General features: G+C 44.0%; 15 protein-coding genes. 7 read left to right on the plus strand and 8 right to left on the minus strand.

Translation table 11 applies throughout. The features are described from left to right. Position 1 precedes the first annotated feature (1 nt). The 3 genes from KKOR_RS06705 to KKOR_RS06715 all read right to left on the minus strand — a co-directional run bounded on the left by KKOR_RS06705 (position 2) and on the right by KKOR_RS06715 (position 6,750). Complete coding sequence (locus tag KKOR_RS06705) at positions 2–3,754, minus strand: nitrate reductase subunit alpha (RefSeq protein WP_012801270.1); 3,753 nt, start codon at positions 3,752–3,754, stop codon at positions 2–4. Between the two features lie 68 nt (positions 3,755–3,822). Then, on the minus strand, positions 3,823–5,436 hold the full coding sequence (locus KKOR_RS06710) for an MFS transporter (RefSeq protein WP_012801271.1): 1,614 nt from the start codon (positions 5,434–5,436) through the stop codon (positions 3,823–3,825). 66 nt (positions 5,437–5,502) lie between these two features. Further along, positions 5,503–6,750, minus strand: a complete 1,248-nt coding sequence (locus tag KKOR_RS06715) for an MFS transporter (RefSeq protein ID WP_012801272.1) — start codon at positions 6,748–6,750, stop codon at positions 5,503–5,505. 314 nt (positions 6,751–7,064) lie between these two features. On the opposite strand from KKOR_RS06715, the gene KKOR_RS06720 reads away from it, so the two are divergent. After that, positions 7,065–8,819, plus strand: a complete 1,755-nt coding sequence (locus KKOR_RS06720) for an ATP-binding protein (RefSeq protein ID WP_012801273.1) — start codon at positions 7,065–7,067, stop codon at positions 8,817–8,819. Then, positions 8,816–9,460, plus strand: a complete 645-nt coding sequence (narL, locus tag KKOR_RS06725; RefSeq protein ID WP_012801274.1) for a two-component system response regulator NarL — start codon at positions 8,816–8,818, stop codon at positions 9,458–9,460. The genes KKOR_RS06720 and narL overlap by 4 nt, the downstream gene beginning before the upstream one ends. Before the next feature lie 69 nt (positions 9,461–9,529). Here the strand turns inward: narL and moeA are convergent, their stop codons facing one another. Both moeA and moaB read right to left on the minus strand, forming a co-directional pair. Further along, on the minus strand, positions 9,530–10,756 hold the full coding sequence (gene moeA / locus KKOR_RS06730) for a molybdopterin molybdotransferase MoeA (RefSeq protein ID WP_012801275.1): 1,227 nt from the start codon (positions 10,754–10,756) through the stop codon (positions 9,530–9,532). Beyond that, positions 10,753–11,322: a molybdenum cofactor biosynthesis protein B gene (gene moaB / locus KKOR_RS06735; protein WP_012801276.1), complete on the minus strand. Its 570-nt coding sequence runs from the start codon at positions 11,320–11,322 to the stop codon at positions 10,753–10,755. The genes moeA and moaB overlap by 4 nt, the downstream gene beginning before the upstream one ends. A gap of 185 nt (positions 11,323–11,507) precedes the next feature. Between moaB and KKOR_RS06740 the strand changes: the two genes are divergently transcribed. Next, positions 11,508–12,251 carry a HesA/MoeB/ThiF family protein gene (locus KKOR_RS06740; RefSeq protein ID WP_012801277.1) on the plus strand — a complete coding sequence of 248 codons (744 nt, stop codon included), beginning with the start codon at positions 11,508–11,510 and terminating at the stop codon, positions 12,249–12,251. Positions 12,252–12,300: 49 nt separating this feature from the next. On the opposite strand, the gene nhaD is transcribed toward KKOR_RS06740, so the two are convergent. Next, complete coding sequence (gene nhaD, locus KKOR_RS06745) at positions 12,301–13,704, minus strand: sodium:proton antiporter NhaD (protein WP_012801278.1); 1,404 nt, start codon at positions 13,702–13,704, stop codon at positions 12,301–12,303. A gap of 229 nt (positions 13,705–13,933) precedes the next feature. On the opposite strand from nhaD, the gene KKOR_RS06750 reads away from it, so the two are divergent. Together KKOR_RS06750 and KKOR_RS06755 are read left to right on the plus strand one after the other, a co-directional pair. Next, entirely contained in the window at positions 13,934–15,040 is a 1,107-nt protein-coding gene (locus KKOR_RS06750; protein ID WP_012801279.1) for a hypothetical protein, read from the plus strand. Between the two features lie 21 nt (positions 15,041–15,061). Beyond that, on the plus strand, positions 15,062–16,669 hold the full coding sequence (locus tag KKOR_RS06755) for a BCCT family transporter (protein WP_012801280.1): 1,608 nt from the start codon (positions 15,062–15,064) through the stop codon (positions 16,667–16,669). Positions 16,670–16,801: 132 nt separating this feature from the next. On the opposite strand, the gene KKOR_RS06760 is transcribed toward KKOR_RS06755, so the two are convergent. After that, positions 16,802–17,164: a cupredoxin domain-containing protein gene (locus KKOR_RS06760; protein WP_012801282.1), complete on the minus strand. Its 363-nt coding sequence runs from the start codon at positions 17,162–17,164 to the stop codon at positions 16,802–16,804. 16 nt (positions 17,165–17,180) lie between these two features. Then, complete coding sequence (locus tag KKOR_RS06765; protein ID WP_012801283.1) at positions 17,181–19,433, minus strand: heavy metal translocating P-type ATPase; 2,253 nt, start codon at positions 19,431–19,433, stop codon at positions 17,181–17,183. Between the two features lie 303 nt (positions 19,434–19,736). On the opposite strand from KKOR_RS06765, the gene KKOR_RS06775 reads away from it, so the two are divergent. Further along, positions 19,737–20,117, plus strand: coding sequence for a MerR family transcriptional regulator (locus KKOR_RS06775; protein WP_012801285.1), 381 nt, complete (start codon positions 19,737–19,739; stop codon positions 20,115–20,117). A gap of 187 nt (positions 20,118–20,304) precedes the next feature. Further along, positions 20,305–20,646 (plus strand): metalloregulator ArsR/SmtB family transcription factor, encoded by a 342-nt coding sequence (locus KKOR_RS06780; protein ID WP_012801286.1) that lies wholly within the window; start codon positions 20,305–20,307, stop codon positions 20,644–20,646. Positions 20,647–20,661 lie beyond the last annotated feature (15 nt).

The raw sequence follows: 20,661 nt of genomic DNA on the forward strand, positions 1-20,661 counted from the left end.
CCTATACTTCATCAGGTAGTGGTTGAGGATGAACATCGCCATCTGGCCCATCGAGCCAGTCAACTTTGTCCATTTTTCTAACGACAACAAACTCATCACGGTTACAACCCACAGTACCGTAATAGTTGAAGCCATAGGATTGTTGTGCATAACCACCAATCATATGAGTTGGTTTCAAGACAACGCGCGTTACTGAGTTATGGTGACCGCCTCTTGTGCCGGTCATTTCTGAACCGGGTACATTAACGATGCGCTCCTGTGCGTGATACATCATCACCATGCCTTGCTTGACCCTTTGACTGACCACCGCACGACAAGCAATAGCACCATTAGCATTGAAAACTTCAACCCAGTCGTTGTCTTCAATGCCGGCTTCTTTGGCATCAAGTTCACTCAGCCAGATGATTGGGCCGCCACGAGACAGAGTCAGCATCAACAGGTTGTCAGAGTAAGTACTGTGAATACCCCATTTCTGGTGAGGCGTAATCCAGTTAAGGACAATTTCTTTATTGCCATTTGGCTTCTTGTCTTTAACGTACTCAATGGTTTTAGTATTGATAGGCGGACGATACGAAACCATCTGCTCACCAAAGGCCTGCATCCATAGATGATCTTGATAGAACTGTTGTCGGCCAGTGATGGTTCTCCAAGGAATAAACTCATGAACATTGGTGTAGCCAGCGTTATAACTGACATGCTCATCTTCCAGTCCAGACCATGTTGGTGAAGAAATAATCTTACGAGGCTGTGCCTGAATATCACGGAAGCGAATTTTTTCTTCGTGTTTTGGCAAAGCTAAGTGAGTGTGATCCAGACCGGTAAACTCACCTAATGCAGACCAAGCTTTAACCGCAACATTGCCGTTTGTTTCTGGCGCGAGAGATAGCACAACTTCAGCAGCATCAATCGCTGTTTCGATCTGAGGTTGACCTTCGCTAACACCCTCATCCAGAACCGTGTGATTTAATTTGCGCAGGAACTCAACTTCTTCGTCAGTGTTCCAGCCAATACCTTTACCGCCATTACCCAATTTTTCAAGCAATGGTCCCAACGAAGTAAATTTCTTGTAGGTGTTCGGATAATCACGTTCAACCACCATCATGTTGGGAGCTGTTTTACCAGGAATAAGTTCGCACTCGCCCTTCTTCCAGTCTTTAACATCTGATTGTGCGAGCTCACCTGCAGTATCATGAAGGATCGGTACTGTGACTAAATCTTTTTCAATACCTAATTCACCTTCTGCCACTTCAGAGAATTTTTTAGCAATACCTTTGTAAATATCCCAATCAGAGCGAGCCTCCCAAGCTGGGTCAACTGCGGTTGATAATGGGTGTATGAAAGGATGCATATCGGAAGTATTCAAATCATCTTTTTCATACCAGCAAGCGGTCGGTAAAACGATATCCGAATACAAACACGTCGATGACATTCTGAAATCTAGCGTGACCACAAGATCCAGTTTTCCTTCAGGACCTTTTTCAACCCAGTCTGCCTCATCGGGTTTGAAACCTCCGCGCGTACCAAGATCGTCATTCATTAAGCCGTTTTTAGTGCCTAATAAATACTTGAGCATGTACTCGTGACCTTTACCTGATGAGCCCAATAAATTTGAGCGCCAGACAAATAGATTGCGTGGGAAGTTTTTAGGGTCGTCGGGAGCTTCACTGGCAAAACGTAAATTACCATTTTTCAGTTCCTGCACCACATAGTCTTTCGGATCCATGCCCGCAGCTTCCGCATCACGCGTAATCTGCAATGGATTACGATCCAGTTGCGGCGCCGATGGCAACCAGCCCATACGCTCAGCTTTAATGTTGTAGTCCAACATATGCTCAGGGTATTGAGATTTATCAGCCAGTGGCGATAGAACTTCGTGAATGCTGACCTTCTCATGACGCCACTGCGAACTATGGTTATAGAAGAACGACGTGGAGTTCATTTGACGTGGTGGACGACTCCAGTCAAGACCGAAAGCCAGAGGCAACCAGCCTGTTTGTGGACGCAGTTTTTCTTGTCCTACATAGTGAGCCCAACCACCGCCTGATTGACCTACGCAGCCGCACATCATCAGCATGTTGATTAAGCCACGATAGTTCATGTCCATGTGATACCAGTGATTCATTGCCGCACCGACAATAATCATGGCCTTACCTTTAGTCTTATGAGCTGTGTCAGCAAATTCACGCGCAATACGAATTACCTTATCGCGTTTAACACCGGTAATTTTTTCTTGCCAGGCTGGTGTGAACGGAATGTCATCGTCATAGCTGGAAGCAACGTTTTCGCCACCAAGCCCGCGATCGATACCATAGTTAGCAATCATCAAATCATAAACGGTTGCAACTTTGACGGTTCTACCATCGGCAAGCGTTATAGTTTTACAAGGAACATTACGATTCAGCACTTCATTGTGCTCGCAGGATACCCAGTGCTGATTGCTTTTATCAGAAGCGAAATGTGGGAAAGACACGGATGCAACGTCATCACCGATCAGTGATAACTGAAGCTTAACGTCTTTACCCTCTTTGCCTTCTTTATCCTGAATATTCCACTTACCTTTTTCTCCCCAACGGTAACCAATGGAACCCAGCGGGGAAACAAGCTCATTGGTGTTTTCATCATAAGCAATGGTTTTCCATTCAGGATTATTGTCTTGACCTAAACTATCAACCAGATCAGAGGATCGTAAGAATTTACCGGCTGTATAACCGCCTTTTTCATAATCCTCTAACACAACCAGCATCGGCATGTCAGTGTAGCGACGAACATAATCAGTGAAGTATTCACTTGGGTTTTCCAAGTGGAATTCTTTCAGGATGACATGACCAAATGCCATGCCTAAAGCAGCGTCAGTACCCTGCTTTGGATTGAGCCATTCATCAGTAAGCTTGGACACTTCTGCATAATCAGGCGTGATTGAAACCGTCTTGGCACCTTTATAACGAACCTCAGTAAAGAAGTGCGCATCGGGTGTCCGTGTTTGAGGCACATTAGAGCCCCAGGCAATGATGTAATTAGAGTTATACCAGTCAGCTGATTCAGGAACGTCTGTCTGCTCACCCCAGGTCATTGGAGATGCAGGAGGAAGATCGCAGTACCAGTCATAGAAGCTCATACAGACGCCACCAATTAAAGACAGGTAGCGCGAACCCGCAGCATAAGAAACCATCGACATCGCTGGGATTGGTGAGAAGCCAACGATTCGGTCAGGCCCATATTGCTTTGCAGTATAAACATTCGAAGCTGCGATGATTTCATTGACTTCATCCCAACTTGAACGAATGAAACCACCTAGACCGCGTTTTGTTTTATAGCTATTCGCCTTTTCAGGATCTTCAACAATCGACTGCCAGGCTTCAACCGGAGATCTGGTTAATCGCGCTTCACGCCACAGTTTCAATAATGGCTTACGAACCTTAGGATACTTTAAGCGGTTCGCGCTATAAAGATACCAGGAATAGCTGGCACCACGTGGGCAGCCGCGGGGTTCGTGATTAGGAAGATCGGGACGGGTTCTTGGGTAATCCGTTTGCTGGGTTTCCCAGGTCACCAGACCATTCTTCACATAAATTTTCCAGCTACATGAACCAGTACAGTTAACGCCATGAGTTGAGCGAACAATTTTGTCATGCTGCCAACGTTGTCGATAACTGTTTTCCCAAGCGCGGCTTTCGTTGGTCACTTCGCCGTGACCATTAGAAAACTCGCTTTGTTTTTTCTTAAAAAACTGTAAGCGATCAAGGAACTGACTCATATTACTCTCCCATCTGATCTGTTATTTAAATTCATAAATGTCGTCATAATTAAATTCTTTACTACCAATTAAGGGTTATAAAATTCACCATTTTTTCTCAGGTAAAACCACCAGTTAACGAATAAGCAGACCGCATAAAATATGGAAAAACCAATCAATGCATATTCAGGTGTAGTGGCTTGGATCTGTTCGCCAAAGACTTTTGGGATGTAGAAAGCGCCATAAGCTGCAACGGCTGAGGTCCAGCCAAGTACAGGACCGGCCTGTTCTTTTGGGAAGACCATTGCGATGGTACGGAAGGTTGAACCATTACCAATACCGGTTGCCGCAAACAGCACCAGGAACAATATAAAGAACGGAATGAAATACTCTTCAGGGCTAGCTGAACCATAAGCAGCTTTCATGTAATAGGCGACGCCGAGTGCGCTGGCAACCATGATTAGCGAACAAATTTGAGTGACTAAAGCGCCACCAACTTTGTCAGAAATCCAACCGCCTACTGGACGAATCAAAGCACCAATAAAAGGTCCCATCCAGGCATACATCAAAGCACTAGGACCATTAGTATTAATCGTATCGTGAGTCATGACACCATCGACCATGATATGGCTGTAGCCGAAGATGACCTTGATAGCGAGCGGGAATGCTGCTGCAAAACCAATGAAGGAGCCGAAAGTCATGGTGTAAATAACACTCATCACCCAGGTATGCTTGTTATTGAAAATCTTGTATTGACGGTTAAGACTGGTACGAATCTGTCCAGGCAATGCCTTAAGCAGAAATACTGTCGCTGTAATAACCAATACCAGAACAATTTCTTTAGGCACGCCAAAACCAGAACCGTTAGCACTTTCGGGCAACATCAACCACAAACCAGCCATTGCAGTGATAAAGCCAATTAATAGCATGAAAGTTATTTTCCCAAAGGCCGACAAAGGATTACCTATGTCCGGTGATACTTCTTGCGTCTTAATGTTGTTCATGCCAAACCAAGCTGCGAAAGCAAGCGGAACAAGCAGTAGTAACCAAACAAAGCCGGCATTTTGAATCCAGGTTTCTGAACCTGCTTCAATTTTTCCAATAAGGGTTCCGCTTGAACTGACCAAAGTCATTGGGTCGCCACCCATGGCTCCGAATGCTCCGATAGTCATGAATAAAGGAACCAAAATCTGCATCGAGGTTACGCCAAAATTGCCCAGTCCTGCATTCAAACCCAAGGCTAAACCCTGTTGTTTTTTAGGAAAGAAAAAGCTGATGTTAGACATTGATGAAGCAAAGTTGCCGCCACCCAGGCCCGATAACAAAGCCAACAGCTGGAACATCCACAATGGCGTGTCTTTATCCTGTAGCGCAATACCGGTTCCAACGGCTGGAATCATCAATAACGCTGTGGTAAAGAAAATGGTATTACGGCCACCACACAGGCGAATGAAGAAGCTACTAGGGATACGTAATGTTGCTCCGGTTAAGCCAGAAATAGCCATCAGAGTGAACAACTCTGATTTTTCAAATGGGAAGCCGAGGTTCAACATCTGAACCGTGATAATTCCCCAATACAGCCAGACTGCAAAACCACACAGTAGACTTGGAATTGAAATCCAAAGGTTTCGGTTAGCAACCTTCTTACCTTCGGACTCCCAAAACTTAGGATCTTCTACATCCCATTTTTTTAAGTCAGCCATTGCTTTCTCCAATAAGTAATCATTAAATTCGATATAGCGTTATGCCTCGTTGCCAAGGCATAACGTTTACAATATTTCGCTTTCTTTTTTCTGCTGAACAATCGCGTAGTTCATCCATACCATGCAGATAGCAACCAGAATGAATAGCAGCATGAAACAAGAACTACGAACGTTGGTATAGTCTGATAAAAGACCGAAAAAGATGGGTAGTGTAAATCCGCCTAAACCACCTAGAACGCCTACCATGCCGCCAACCGACCCCATGTTATTGGGGTAATAGTCGTGAATAATTCGATAGACACTGGCTTTACCGAACCCCTGCGCAATCCCCACCACAAAAACTAATGCTGTGAAGATCCAAATGTTCAAACCAATGTCGAAACTGAAATCACCTTCAATACCTTTAACCAGCAAAGTTGTTTGTGGATAGGACAGGAAGAAGAGACATGCGATTGAAATCCAGAATACCCACCAGTTGACTTTACGAGCGCCAACTTTATCGGAAGCATAGCCACCAGCAGCACGAATCAAGCCAGAGGGTAAGGTAAATAGCATGGTAATAAAGGATGCCGTTTTAAGGTCTAAACCATATTCACCGACATAGTATTTTGGCAGCCACAAGGCCAATGCGACAAAACCACCAAACACAAAGTAATAGTAGAGTCCAAATCGCCAAACACGGAGTTCTTTTAATGGCGCCAATTGATCTTTGATTGAAATGTGCTTGCCAGTTCTGGCTCGCTCGACTTGTTTTGGATCGTTAAAAGTGAAGAACCAGAACACAATTGCCATTACCAGCATTGCAATTGAGTAAACCTTGGGCACCATTTGCCATCCGGCAGCAACTACAATCATTGGAGCAACTAAGTTGGTGATAGCAGCACCAGCATTACCGGCACCAAAGATGCCCATTGCAGTGCCCTGCTTCTCTTTTTCGAACCAGGCAGAGGTATAGGCAATACCAATGGCAAAAGAGCCACCAGCCAAACCTACAAATAAACCTGCTACCAGGTATTGCCAATATTCATGAGCAAATGCCAGCCCGTAGGTAGCACCGGCAACTAACAGCATTTGAATAAAAAAGACAATACGCCCACCATAACGATCGGTTAAAATACCCAACGGCAATCGTGTAATGGAGCCTGTTAAAATTGGTGTAGCGACCAGAATGCCGAACTCGGTATCCGTCAATCCAAGCTCTTGCTTAATCTTAATGCCGATAATCGAGAACATGGTCCACACTGCAAAGTTAAATGCGAATGCGACCGTACTCATGGACAAAACAGAATATTGTTTTTGTTTGTGCGTTAGCATTGAGAGCCTCCTCATCTTTATCTCAAAGTGAAGATACTCCCCCTCTTTGACCATCTATTTGATCGAGATCAATAAGTCACTCCCGCTAACAATTACTATATTTAAAAACTACCACCAAAGTGGTATGCAACAGTTCTAGCTAACCTGTTGATAAGTATGAAAAAGCTCTTTTCGTACTCGTGTAAGGTAGGATAATTTAGACTCTCAGGTTCTTTGGTAGTACTACCCAACAATAGGTTTAAACATTGCTCAAAAAGTCCGTTAAAGACAGCAAAGTCAATTACACCTCTTTAGTGACTAGAGCGGGATTGGTAATGGCTATTATTGTCGCCCTGGCATTGGCCAGCTTAATTACTTCTATGTTTGTCTCGGAGAGTCTTGATGGTGACGCTGCTCAGATTAACGTTGCAGGTTCACTACGAATGCAGTCTATTCGCTTATCCAGGGCACTCACCGCTGAGCAAAATAATTTAGACATCTTGAATGCAACTACGGCAACCGATGAGATCCGTGAGTTTGAACGAAGGCTCAGCATCTTGCTAAGCCATGGTTTAATTGCAAATAGTGGAAACCAAAAAATTGTTGATATTCATAAAGTCTTGGAGCAGCAGTGGTTTGAGATTAAAACACAGGTGAACACCAATCCTGCCAGATTTGAAACTGATTACAGTTTGATCGATCAATTTGTCGGTACTATCGATCGGCTGGTATCTATTCTGCAAAGTGAGTCTGAGAAAAAGATACGTGTCCTTAGAATGATTCAAGGCAGCGCCCTCTTCTTGACACTTTTAACTGCCTTTATAGCGCTTTACCGTATTAATCGAAGCATTGTTCAACCCATGAATAACCTGGTTGCAGCAGCGAAAGAGGCTTCCAAAGGAAACTTTAATGTAAGAGTCAGCGACATTTCTAATGACGAAATTGGTCTGCTAGGAACTACCTTTAATGAAATGTCTACGCGATTACAAATTATTCATAACCACCTCGAGGAAAAAGTACAAGAAAAAACAACTAAGCTGGAGCGAAGCAACAAGTCACTGGAATTGCTTTACCAAACCTCTCATAACCTAGTTCGAGCTAACAGCAGGCGTGACTTTGAAAATTTACTGGCTCAAGTTGAGCAAACGATAGGCGATGGACAGGTCATATTGTGCCTTGATCAAAAAGTGCAAAATAGTCATCAGAGAATTCCTATCAGTCAACACGAACTGCCTAAAAATTGTGACCAGATTCATTGTAGCCAATGTAAAATATCAAACAATATCAGGCACTCTTTCCACATCCATAAGCAAGATAAAGATTATGGCTCCCTGCAGTATTTCTCAAATAAAGGAAAGCCAGAGCAATGGGTTCATAACTTGCTGCAGGCTATTGCGGATAATATAGCTGTTGCTATAAGTCTTGATCAGAAAAGAGCGCAAGAAAACCTACTGCTTTTAATGGAGGAGCGTGCTGTCATTGCAAGAGAGCTGCATGACTCTCTCGCACAATCACTGTCCTTTTTAAAGCTTCAAACGTCATTGCTCAGCAGACAGCTGGATAAAAATCTTGAGCGAAACACGATCGAAAATACAATTGGTGATTTGAAAGATGGTTTGAATAATGCTTATAGACAATTAAGAGAATTGCTAACAACTTTCCGTCTGCAAATTGAAGAGCCCTCTTTAGAAAGTGCACTCAAAGGTACCGTTGCTGAATTTAGTACTAAGTGTGGTTATGAGGTAGAGCTTGATTACTCGATAACGAATCAAACCTTAACTTCCAATCAACAAATTCATGCACTGCAGATAATCCGCGAAGCATTATCCAACGTCCAGCGGCATTCGCAGGCGAGTAAAGCCTGGGTGAAATTATCCATCCAAGGTGGAAAGGTACATGTCGAAGTTATTGATAATGGTATTGGCATCCCCGATGAAATGCCCGAAGGCACCCACTATGGTCTATCCATCATGAACGAACGCGCTGCGTCCTTGAATGCCAATATTGATATCCGCAAAGCTCCCCCCCAAGGCACCATCGTTGAGATGACTTTAGAGCCACAAACAAACACCATAGAAGGGATACGATGAAACAGAACAATATTTCTATCATGTTAGTTGATGATCACCCTCTGCTTCGCAAAGGCGTGGTGCAACTGATCGAGTTAGAGGATAACCTGGAAGTAGTTGCTGAAGCGAACAATGGTGAAGACGCCGTCAAGCGTGCGCTTGAGTTAGATCCCGATCTAATCATGCTTGATCTTAATATGAAAGGATTGAATGGTGTTGAAACTTTAAAAGCCATCAAACAGACGGGCGTTAAAGCAAAAGTTATTATGTTTACAGTATCCGACGCCGAAGCCGATGTTCTACAGGCCCTCAAGGCTGGCGTTGATGGCTATGTCCTGAAAGATTCCGAACCTGAAGAACTGATTCAATATATTAATAAATCCATGCAGGGTGAGCTTGTGATAAGCGCCCCACTCACCCAGATTCTGGCCAAGTCATTTCGCCCTAAAGCTGAAAAAGAAGAGTTCCTTGAGGCACTTACCAATCGGGAAACACAAATTTTACGCTACATTTCGCAAGGTGATAGCAACAAGGTTATTGCCCGAAAATTAGAAATTGCAGAGAGTACGGTTAAAGTGCATGTCAAACACCTACTAAAAAAAATCAACCTTAAATCTCGTATTGAAGCGGCATTGTTTGCGGTTGAGAATAAATTATTTTAGTGCAATCACATGCTCACAAAAAAGCGCTTCATGATAAAGCGCTTTTTTTTTCAATCATTCAGTGAAGTGCTAATCGAAAGGAATGAACTCGATTGAATCCCCTATGCTCACACTGGTATTAATAGGAATACGAGCAAAGCCATTACTCCAGCTGCTTGATGATAATACTCCAGAGCTTTGATTCGGAAATTTATCCAACCAAATCTGCCCTTCTTTCTCGACGGTCCTAACATACAGGTATTGCTCACGGGGAGCTTCTTTACTGATCGAGAATGAAGCCTTAGCAGTCAGATTATTCGGGTGCAGTTCACCGCATCCCTGAAAGACTTTAAGGTATGGCTTGGCAATCACATTAAAGGTTACAAACACTGCAGAAGGGTTACCGGGCAGACCTATAAAGGGGGTGTTTTTAACATAACCAAATGCAAATGGCTTGCCTGGCTTTATGGCAATTTTCCACAGCTCCAGACGCCCAAGTTGTTCAACACTGGTTTTGACATAATCCTCTTCGCCCACTGAAACTCCACCACTGGTAATAATACAATCAGCGTTCTCGGCAGCATCGCTAAGTGCTTGCTGTATTTTAGCCTCATTATCTTCAATGGTGCCGCAATCATAAATAGTGCAGCCAAGTGACTGTAATAAGCCAATTAGAGTAAAGTGATTGGAGTTATAAATTTGTCCATCTTCAATCGGATTGCCAGGTTCAACTAATTCATTACCGGTGGAGATCACAGCGACTATTAGTTTGCGATACACAGGAACTTGCTGAATGCCAACCGAAGCCAACAGACCCAGTTCTTGCGCTCGTAATGGTTTGCCAGCCTTAATAATGACTGAATCAGCTGCAATATCCTGCCCCTTTGGGCGAATATTTTGCTGATCACTGACCGACTCAGGAAAAGACACCCAAATGCCAGCGTCAGTTTCAGATACTTCACATTGCTCCTGCATAATCACAGCGTTGCATTGTGGCGGTACAGGTGCACCGGTAAAAATCCGCGCGCAGGTTTCTGCTTCTAAGGGTTTATCAGCTGGATCGCCGGCAATAATTCTTTGGCTAACTCGTAATGGCTGACCAGATTTTAAAGAATCAGTATGAATCGCATAACCATCCATCGCACTATTATCAAAACCAGGGACATTAATACGTGACAATTGTTCTTTGGCTAAAACTCGCCCCATTGCTTCATATAAGTTTACCGTTTCGTGCTCTTGTACTGGCTTAACGCTTTCAAGCAAGGTTTCAATTGCCTGTTTAACCGGCATCAGACCGGGAGCATCACAACAACTCATAAACGTGTCTCGCACACCTGCAAGCGCCCTGTTTCATCGGCTTGCTGAATTTCCAGATGTTCAACAAAATTGCAGGGGCGATGGCTGTTATCAAGTTGCTCTTCTAAAATCTGATACCAGGCTGTTCGACAGGCATTAGGAGAGCCTGGCATGCAAACAATTAGTGTCCGATTGGCTAAACCTGCCAATGCTCGAGACTGGACAGTTGATGTTCCAATATCACCATAAGATATGTGTCTGAATAACTCTCCAAAACCATCAACAATTTTGTCCAATAATGGACTAATTGCTTGTGGCGTATTATCTCGTGCGGTAAACCCTGTGCCGCCTGTGATCAATATGACCTGTACTTTTTCATCCGCTATCCATTGTGATACAACAGCACGCAATTGATATATATCATCCTTTACAATATTTTTACCGGCTAATTGATGTCCTGCATCAGTTAACCCCTTTATCAAAGTCTTACCAGATGTATCGGTTTCTTCAGTGCGAGTGTCACTGACGGTCAGCACAGAAATGTTCAAAGGAATAAAGGGTTTCGGCTGTTTATTGTGAGAATTCATGAGAAATTACCTATTAAAATTTGTTACATCATAGAAGAAAGTCATTCTGCCGAACTTGATAAAGATCAATAAATCCACCTTTACAAACCCTCAAATTCATTTAGCATTCAATAGGAAGTTAGGTGATTGGGTTGCAGGAATATTTATGCGATACTTTCATCACTTGCAACATACAAGATGCAGCCATGCTTACCGAACAAGAACTCATTCACTATAGTCGCCACATTATTTTGCCGCAGATTGATGAAGCCGGTCAGGAAAAAATCAAGCAATCAAAGGTGCTTGTGGTTGGCATGGGTGGACTTGGTGCGCCAGTAGCAATGTACTTGGCCGCGGCAGGTGTGGGACATCTCTATATTGCGGATCATGATCAAGTTGAGCGCTCCAATCTACAGCGACAAATTATTCATAACCTCAATAGTATTGGTCAGAATAAAGTTGATTCTGCTCAGTCCACTCTGAAGGCTTTAAATCCCTGGATTCAAGTAACCAGTATCAAGCAGAAACTGGGAGACCAGGAGCTGGATGATTTGCTCAGTAAGGTCGATGCGGTGATTGATTGCTGTGATAATTTCAAAACACGTTTTGCGATCAATCGTGCTGCTGTTAAACATCAAAAACCACTGGTGTCCGGCGCAGCAATTCGCTTTGAAGGACAGCTGGCCGTTTTCAATTATACCGACCAATCACCTTGCTATCAGTGCCTTTATCAGCCAGATATTCAGCTTGATGAAAACTGCTTTGACCAAGGGGTACTGTCACCGGTCGTGGGTACTATTGGAACTCTGCAAGCTACAGAAGCGCTCAAAATAATCACTGCTGCAGGTCAAGTCGCCGATGGCCGATTGCTTATTTACGATGCACTCAATGGTGACTTTAGAAAGATCAAAGTCACCAAAGATGCTAACTGTGCTATTTGTGGTGCGTAAAACAATAACTACAAAAATAGATCGTGCAGGCAATTCTAATTAGAATCAATCACCCTCCATTAATCAGCAAGTGCACCCAGATACTGGCCGCGTAGCCGAGTGCGATGACGGGTGTCCATTTGAGGTGTGTCATGAAGGTGTAGTGGCCGCGTGCCTGGCCCATGAGTGCGATACCTGCTGCTGAACCGACAGACAGTAAGCTGCCGCCGACGCCTGCAGTTAATGTGACCAGTAGCCATTGGGCGTGTGACATTTCAGGATTCATGGTGAGCACTGCGAACATGACTGGGATATTATCCACGATGGATGACAGGATGCCGACTAGGACGTTGGCTGGTGTTGCGCCGAGTTCGCCATACATGTAGCTTGATGCCATGCCAAGGTAGCCTAAGAATCCTAAACCGCCTACAGCGAGGATAACGCCGTAGAAGAAGAATAAGGTGTCCCATTCTGCTTGCGCGATGCGGTCGAAAATATCGTAAGGTTTTTTTGTCGATACGCTGGTTGGGTTTTCTTCGGTGTCTTTTTTGTGCCCTTTGCGTAAGAAAAAGCCATAGAATTTCAGGAAGCCAAGACCAAGCATCATGCCGATTGCCGGTGGCAAGTGTAGGAAGTTGTGGAATGAAATGGCTGTGATGATGGTGACCAGGAAGAGGCCGACTATAACTAAACCGCCCTGCTTTATCTGCGCATGACTGCCCTCTTCGATTGCTTTAGGTTTTCCCTTCATAATAGCGAATTGCATGATCAATGCCGGTACCAGGAAGTTGACTACTGAAGGAATGAATAATGCGAAGAACTCAGAGAATTCAACCATGCCTTTTTGCCAAACCATCAGTGTTGTGATGTCACCGAAAGGGCTAAATGCACCGCCGGCATTGGCTGCTATAACGATATTAATACAGCTGACGCCGATAAATTTAGCATGGCCATTACCGACCGCTAACACCACAGAACACATGATCAATGCTGTGGTCAGGTTATCCGCAATTGGTGAGATGAAGAAGGCAAGAATACCGGTCATCCAGAACAACTGTTTATAGCTAAAACCTTTATTAACCAGCCAATCTCTAAGAGCATCAAAGACATCTCGCTCAATCATGGCGTTGATGTAGGTCATAGCGACTAACAGGAAGAAGAACAGTTCAGCGTACTCAAGGAAGTTGTGGCGAACAGCCTCTTCGGCTAGTTGTGACAAACCATGCTGGTGATAAACAATTCCAATCACCAGCCAGATCAAACCCGCGGCAAGTAGAATTGGCTTAGATTTTCTTAAGTGGATTTTTTCTTCAAATATGACCAGAGAATAAGCCAGGACAAAGATGCCGATGGCCACAAAACCAACCCAATGGTGGGTTAAATCTAATAAAGCTCCAGATGAGTTTTCTGACGCAAGCACTTGAAAAGGAAGGAATAAACTAATAATTATTACTAATAAGGCTGATGTTTTCACGGTATTTACTTCATCTGCGCAAATGAAAAGTGCCGCAATTATAGTGAGCTTTTGTGGATCGACATAGATTTAAATCAATGTTTTTCAATATTTATTGTATGAGCCGTAATTAGTTTTATTGATAGTATTAGTCCAGACTGCTCTATGCGTGCGAAGGATTGGGTGCGTTTGATTTATCAAATCACGTGGGTATAGTGGTTATTAGGCACAGCTTAACTAAGGGAAGAATATGTCAAAAACTCTGTCTGGGGGCTTAGTTTTATTTCTCGGTGTACTTCTGGTATCGCCTGGTGAAGCAAGTGCGGATGACGAAGAAGTCGATGTAAAGTTAGGCGGTGCTATCAGGCTCAACTACGGCTGGAAAGATTACGATGATGATAGTGATGGCCAGTTTGATTTTGAGCTATTTGCTGTTGACGTTGATATCACCAAGGGCAACTGGTTCGTCGATTCTCAATTCCGTTTTTACCAAAGTTTTAACGCCATTCACCATGCCGAAGTTGGTTATCATTTCGATGATTCCAATCGATTAGCAGTGGGCGTCTCGCAGGTACCTTTCGGTATTAGTCCTTATGCATCTCACGGTTTCTGGTTCGGTGGCACTTATTATCTGGGCTTCGAAGATGATTACGATTCAGGAATCAAGTGGACTCACACATCGGGCGATTGGACATTTGATAGCGCCTACTTCTTTAATAGTGAATATGACAACTCTGCTCGCTATGGGCGTTACTCTTTTGATGTTGCCAGCACCGACACTCGCGATAATAAAGAGGATGGCCAGGCTAACTTTAGAGCGCAATATCAATTAGGACCCCATGTTATTGGCGGGTCTTTGCAAGCGGGTAAAATTCGTAATCGGACGACGAATGACACCGGCAACCACGTAGCTGCCGCAGTGCATTTTGATGGTCACTTTGATAGCTGGAATTTGCAGCTACAGCATATTTATTATGACTTCGACACAGCTCCTGGATTGCAAAATACTGATCACCGGATTGCTATGTCTGCTTTTGATTTTCCATTCGAAATAGCTACAGAAGCTAACGTCACCAGCTTTAATCTCGCGAAAACATTCACTGTCGGCAATCAGTTCGTTGACAAGGTTGTTTGCTATAACGACTTCACTTACACCGCGACCAGTAACAAGCCTGGGCTGACTGACTCGATTCAAAACGTCACAGGCTGCACCTTAATTAAAGATGGTCTTTACACCTATATTGACTGGATAGCCGGTAAGAATATGTGGTTTGCTGGCGGGCCAGGGATTGGAGTCTTTGATGGGCCTGAAAAATGGCATTCACGATTAAATATTAACATCGGTTATTACTTTTAATGCTTATCCATAGGGGGATTCATGAGCGACTCTGTAAAAGAGCCAAAATCATCAGTTAACCCACTTCACAAAAAATACGATACAGATCATGAGTTAGGCGAAAACAATGTTGAAGTTCTCGGTATGGACTTACACAACCCTGTATTTTTCACCTCAACGTTCTTAATCGTATTTTTTGTCATACTGACCTTATTGTTTCCGGAAAAATCAGAAGATGCTTATAAAGCAGCTAAGGCATGGTCGACTGGTAACTTCGACTGGCTATTTATGATTAGCGGCAACATTTTCGTTTTATTCTGCTTATTCTTATTGTTTTCGCCTTATGGAAGAATCCGGATTGGCGGCAGAGAAGCAAAACCCGACTTTAGTCTTCTTTCCTGGTTTGCCATGCTGTTCGCAGCAGGCATGGGAATTGGCCTGATGTTCTGGAGTGTTGCCGAGCCCGTTGGTTATTTCACTAGTGTGCCTGCCAAAACTCCTTTTAATGTTCCTACAGGTTCACAAGAAATGGCAATGGGCGCAACCATGTTCCACTGGGGCTTACACCCGTGGGGAATATATGCCGTTGTCGCACTATCATTGGCTTTCTTTGCCTATAACTGCAACCTACCGCTAACCATACGCTCGAGTTTTTACCCGTTGTTTGGGGAGCGTGTATGGGGAACAACCGGTAACATTATTGACACAGTCGCAGTACTGGCGACAATTTTTGGTCTGGCTACTTCTCTAGGCTTTGGCGCTCAGCAGGCTGCAGGTGGTTTGCATTACCTTTACAATGATATTCCTAATAATATTACCACTCAGCTTGCGATTATTTTCGGTGTGACCGTAGTCGCCATTTTTTCTGTTGTAAGAGGTCTTGAGGGCGGCGTTAAGGTCTTAAGTAATATCAACATGTCATTAGCTGCGTTATTGATGCTTTTTGTCATTATCTCGGGCTCTACGGTAATGATTCTAGGTGGAGTTGGTGAAACATTAGTGTCTTATGCAAAAAATGTGATTCCTCTTAGTAACTGGATTGGTCGTGAAGATAAAAGCTTCTATGAAGGTTGGACGATATTCTACTGGGCCTGGTGGATTTCATGGTCTCCATTTGTGGGGATGTTTATTGCTCGAGTATCGAAAGGACGAACAGTAAGACAGTTTATCGCAGCGGTTTTAGTCATCCCTACTCTATTAAGTGCGGTATGGATGACTACCTTTGGCCGAACAGGTATCGAACAGGTCAAAAATGAAGTAGGAAAGCTTGCCGATGGGATCGCTGATGAGTCATTGGCTTTATTTCAAATGCTTGAAAACTTGCCGCTCGCATCGGTAACGTCAATTATAGCTATTGTACTTGTATTAGTATTTTTTATTACCTCATCAGACTCTGGCTCATTAGTTATTGATAGCATTACCGCTGGCGGCAAAGTAGATGCTCCTGTAACACAAAGGGTCTTCTGGGCTGTTATGGAAGGTGTTATCGCAGCCGTACTATTATTTGCTGGTGGTGATAAAGCGTTAGATGCACTGCAAGCAGCAGCGATAACAGTTGGCCTGCCCTTCACTATTGTATTATTGCTGATGTGCGTCAGTTTATTTATGGGGCTAAGAGCAGCTTATAAATTAAACTACAAAGGAAAATGAGCTGATTAAAGCTTTTTTGGTAGGGGCAGACCTGTGTGTCTGCCCTTTTTTTTGTAGAGTAAGGACGATCAGTTCGGAGTCTTGCTCAATCACTACCATCTTGTCATTCCGGCCTACGAGCCGGAATCTAACTCACTCCACATGCAACTCGCCTTTATACATCTGCATCTGGCAGTGGAATTGGTAGTTACCCTTTTCGAGCTTTTTTAGCTTGATGATTTTGGCTTTATTGATAGGCAGACTTTCACTAATGTAGAGCTCAGGGAAGATGACCATTTCTGCGCAGGGTGTTTCATCTTTGCGTTTAAATTCAAGGCTAATTTCAGTATCAGCTGGCACACTGATACGCGATGGTTGATAGACGCCATCTTCGACCATGATGGTGATAGTGTCCTGGTCTTTTGCCTGCACGTCTTTGGGTTTATAGATCCAGAACCAGTAGATGATCAGGGCAATAACGGCTAAGCCAGCAATATTAATGATAAGTAAATTCATTGTTTTTCCTTTTGGCTTAATGTTCTTTCGGTTTAAAGAAACGCAAACGGTTAGCGTTAGTGACCACGGTTACCGAGGAAAATGCCATGGCTGCGCCTGCTATGACAGGGCTTAATAAAATACCGAAGAATGGATACAACAAACCTGCAGCAATAGGTATGCCCGCAACGTTATAGATGAATGCACCAAACAGGTTTTGTTTGATATTGCGCAGCGTTGCTTTACTGGTGGCAACTGCGTCTGCAAGGCCATGCAATGAGCCACGCATTAAAGTAATATCCGCGCTTTCAATGGCGACGTCAGTTCCGGTACCGATGGCAAAACCAACATCAGCTTGAGCCAGCGCTGGCGCATCGTTAATGCCATCGCCAGTCATACCGACTAACTCACCCTCTTGCTGCAATTCCTTCACTTTATTGACTTTGTCTTCCGGTAAAACTTCAGCAAAAAACTCTTCAATGCCGACTTTGTTGGCCACAGCTTTTGCGGTAGCTTTGTTATCGCCCGTTAGCATGACAACGCGGATACCAGATTTCTGTAAACGCTTAATGGCTTCGATAGAGTCATCCTTAATCGGATCAGCAACGGCAATAATGGCAGCGAGTTTTTTATCAATCGCGAAGTACATCGGAGTTTTAGCTTCACCGGCTAACTCCTGGGCTTTATCAACTGCATGGTCAATGTCGATACCTTGATCGCGCATCAACTTTTCATTACCAAAATAAAGATGTTTGCCGTCGACATTGCCTTCGACTCCATGACCAGCTATAGCATTAAAATCGGAGCTTTTACTAAGTTCGATATCTTTTTCTTTCGCAGATTCGACAATCGACTGAGCGAGCGGATGTTCTGAGCCGGTTTCGAGGCTTGCCGCCAGCTTCAAGTTCTCATCATCAGACAAATCATTGAATGACACTATGTCGGTGACTTTAGGCGAACCTTCGGTAATGGTGCCAGTTTTATCGAGCACCATAGCGGTGATTTTTGAAGCGGTCTGCAGCGATTCGCCATTACGAATCAGTACGCCAGCTTCGGCGGCCTTACCAACACCAACCATCACCGACATCGGCGTTGCCAACCCTAATGCACAGGGACAGGCAATAATTAAAACTGTGGTCGCGGAAACGACAGCGAAAGCCAGTCCATTTTGTGCGCCCAGATTGAGCCAGACCAGCGCACTGATAACCGCAATTATCATGACGGTCGGCACAAAGTAAGCGGCGATAACATCAGCTAAACGACCAATCGGCGGCTTGGAATTTTGCGCTTGTTTAACCATCTTGATAATTTGCGCCAGTGCAGTGTCTTTGCCGACGCGAGTGGCTTTGAAAATAATCGAGCCACTTTTATTGATAGTTCCGGCAGAGACATCATCGCCCTCTCCTTTTTCCACCGGCATTGGTTCACCAGTCAGCATCGATTCGTCTATGCTCGACTTGCCTTCAGTAACAACGCCATCCACTGGAATTTTTTCACCGGGACGAACCCGCACTAAATCATCTTTCTGCACATCTTCAATCGGAATGTCTAGTTCATCGCCATCGCGAATCACTCGGGCTGTTTTAGCCTGCAAACCAATTAAACGTTTAATCGCTTCTGAAGTTCTGCCACGGGCTCGAACTTCCAGCGCAAGACCTAAGTTGATAAGGCCGATAATCATGGCTGTGGCTTCGAAATAAACGTGGCGCGCCATTTCGGGTATTGAGTCTGGGAAGAAAACCACAACCATCGAATAGACCCAGGCAGTACCAGTACCGAGCGCAATCAGGGTGTCCATGTTGGCGGAGTGATTCTTAAAGGATTTCCAGGCACCGGTATAGAAGTGCTTACCGGAAAAGTACATGATGGCGAGCGTGATTAGTCCGACGATTGACCAGACGATTCGCTCGTTTGTGGTGTGCACAGTCATAGCACCGCCAAGCAAGCCATAGGCCATAAGTGGTACACCGACTAATAACGCAATCCACATCTGCGTCATGAGGCGCTTGTAATATGCTTTACTAGCCTGCTCTTTTTCTTCCAGAGCATCACTTTCAGATTCGTTTTCGATAACTGATGCTTTATAGCCAGCATTATCGACCGCTTGAAGCATGCTGTCGGTTGAAGCTGAGCCCTTAATCATTACTGTGCGATCAGCAAAATTCATTTCAGCACTTTCAACGCCGGATACGTTTTTCAAAGCACCTTCAATTTTACCGACACAACTGGCGCAACCAGCACCTTCAATGGTCAGCTCTACGGTTTTGTGGTTGGAAGAATTATTACTCATGCAGCTTAACCTTTAGCCAAACTTTTGACTGAATTAATAGACATTACTTTAGCACTGATTGTTGAAAGAAATAACCATAAGCTTCTGGGGATTTTCTGACTTTGAGTCTTGAAGGATTTATAGGATGGGTTAGCATTTATATATAACCCATCAGTTAGGAGTTCGTATGGGCACACCTGTTTATCCGTTACCATTCGATACAGTACAGCTTTCTTTTCTTGCTTAGGAGTCATAAGTTATCCTAGTACGTGTTTAGACATGGTGATAGTATAAAGACAGTACTATAGTACGGAGTCAAGACACATGTTACCAATTGGCAAATTTGCAAAGGCAGGCGGAGTTGGAGTTGAAACCATCAGGTTTTATCAGCGTAAAGGTCTGCTCAGGATTCCCAAACAAGAAGGCGGAATTCGTCGTTATGATGATCGAGACATCAGACAACTTAAATTTATATTAAAAGCTAAAGCCGCAGGATTCACGCTGGCGGAGATAAAAGAGTTAATCGTACTCGACTCAAGTAACGACCGACATAAAGCGTACGAGCTCGCAACGTCAAGGGTCAGTGAACTCGATAAGAAAATTGCCGAACTGCAACAGGCAAGAAACGCTTTGCAGAAACTTGCGACAGAATGTCGCGGCAGCAAAACAGGCCCATGCCCAATAATCGAAGCATTTGATGATTAATATAGAACCACAGTAACTCGATAAAGAGCGTCACAGTTACAGGAATACGAAGGAATCGATGCATTCCCTCCAGGTTGAATACTTCCGACCTCCCTTAATGCTCATCATAATAAATCTATTCATTTGACATATATGATTTTTCATATATATATGCCAGCCATATATATTCATCTCTGAGGTGTTCTTAATGAAGCCCGTTGAGTTATTTAAATGTCTAGCTGATGAAACGCGTTTGCGTTGCTTGTTATTGATCCAGCGAGAATCTGAGCTTTGCGTCTGCGAGCTGATGGAAGCTCTTGATGAAAGCCAGCCGAAGATTTCGCGCCATCTGGCCCAATTGCGTCAATGTGGCCTGCTATTGGATCGACGTGATAGCAAGTGGGTTTATTACCGTTTGAATTCCGAACAGCCCTCCTGGATTGGAAAAATCTTAGCTGAAACTGCTCAAAGCAATGAAGCCTTTATTAATAACAACATCAAGCGGCTACAGAAAATGTCTAATCGTCCTGAGCGCTCATCTTGCTGCTGATTCCCTATGATTATT

Source organism: Kangiella koreensis DSM 16069, assembly GCF_000024085.1.
GTDB lineage: Bacteria > Pseudomonadota > Gammaproteobacteria > Enterobacterales > Kangiellaceae > Kangiella > Kangiella koreensis.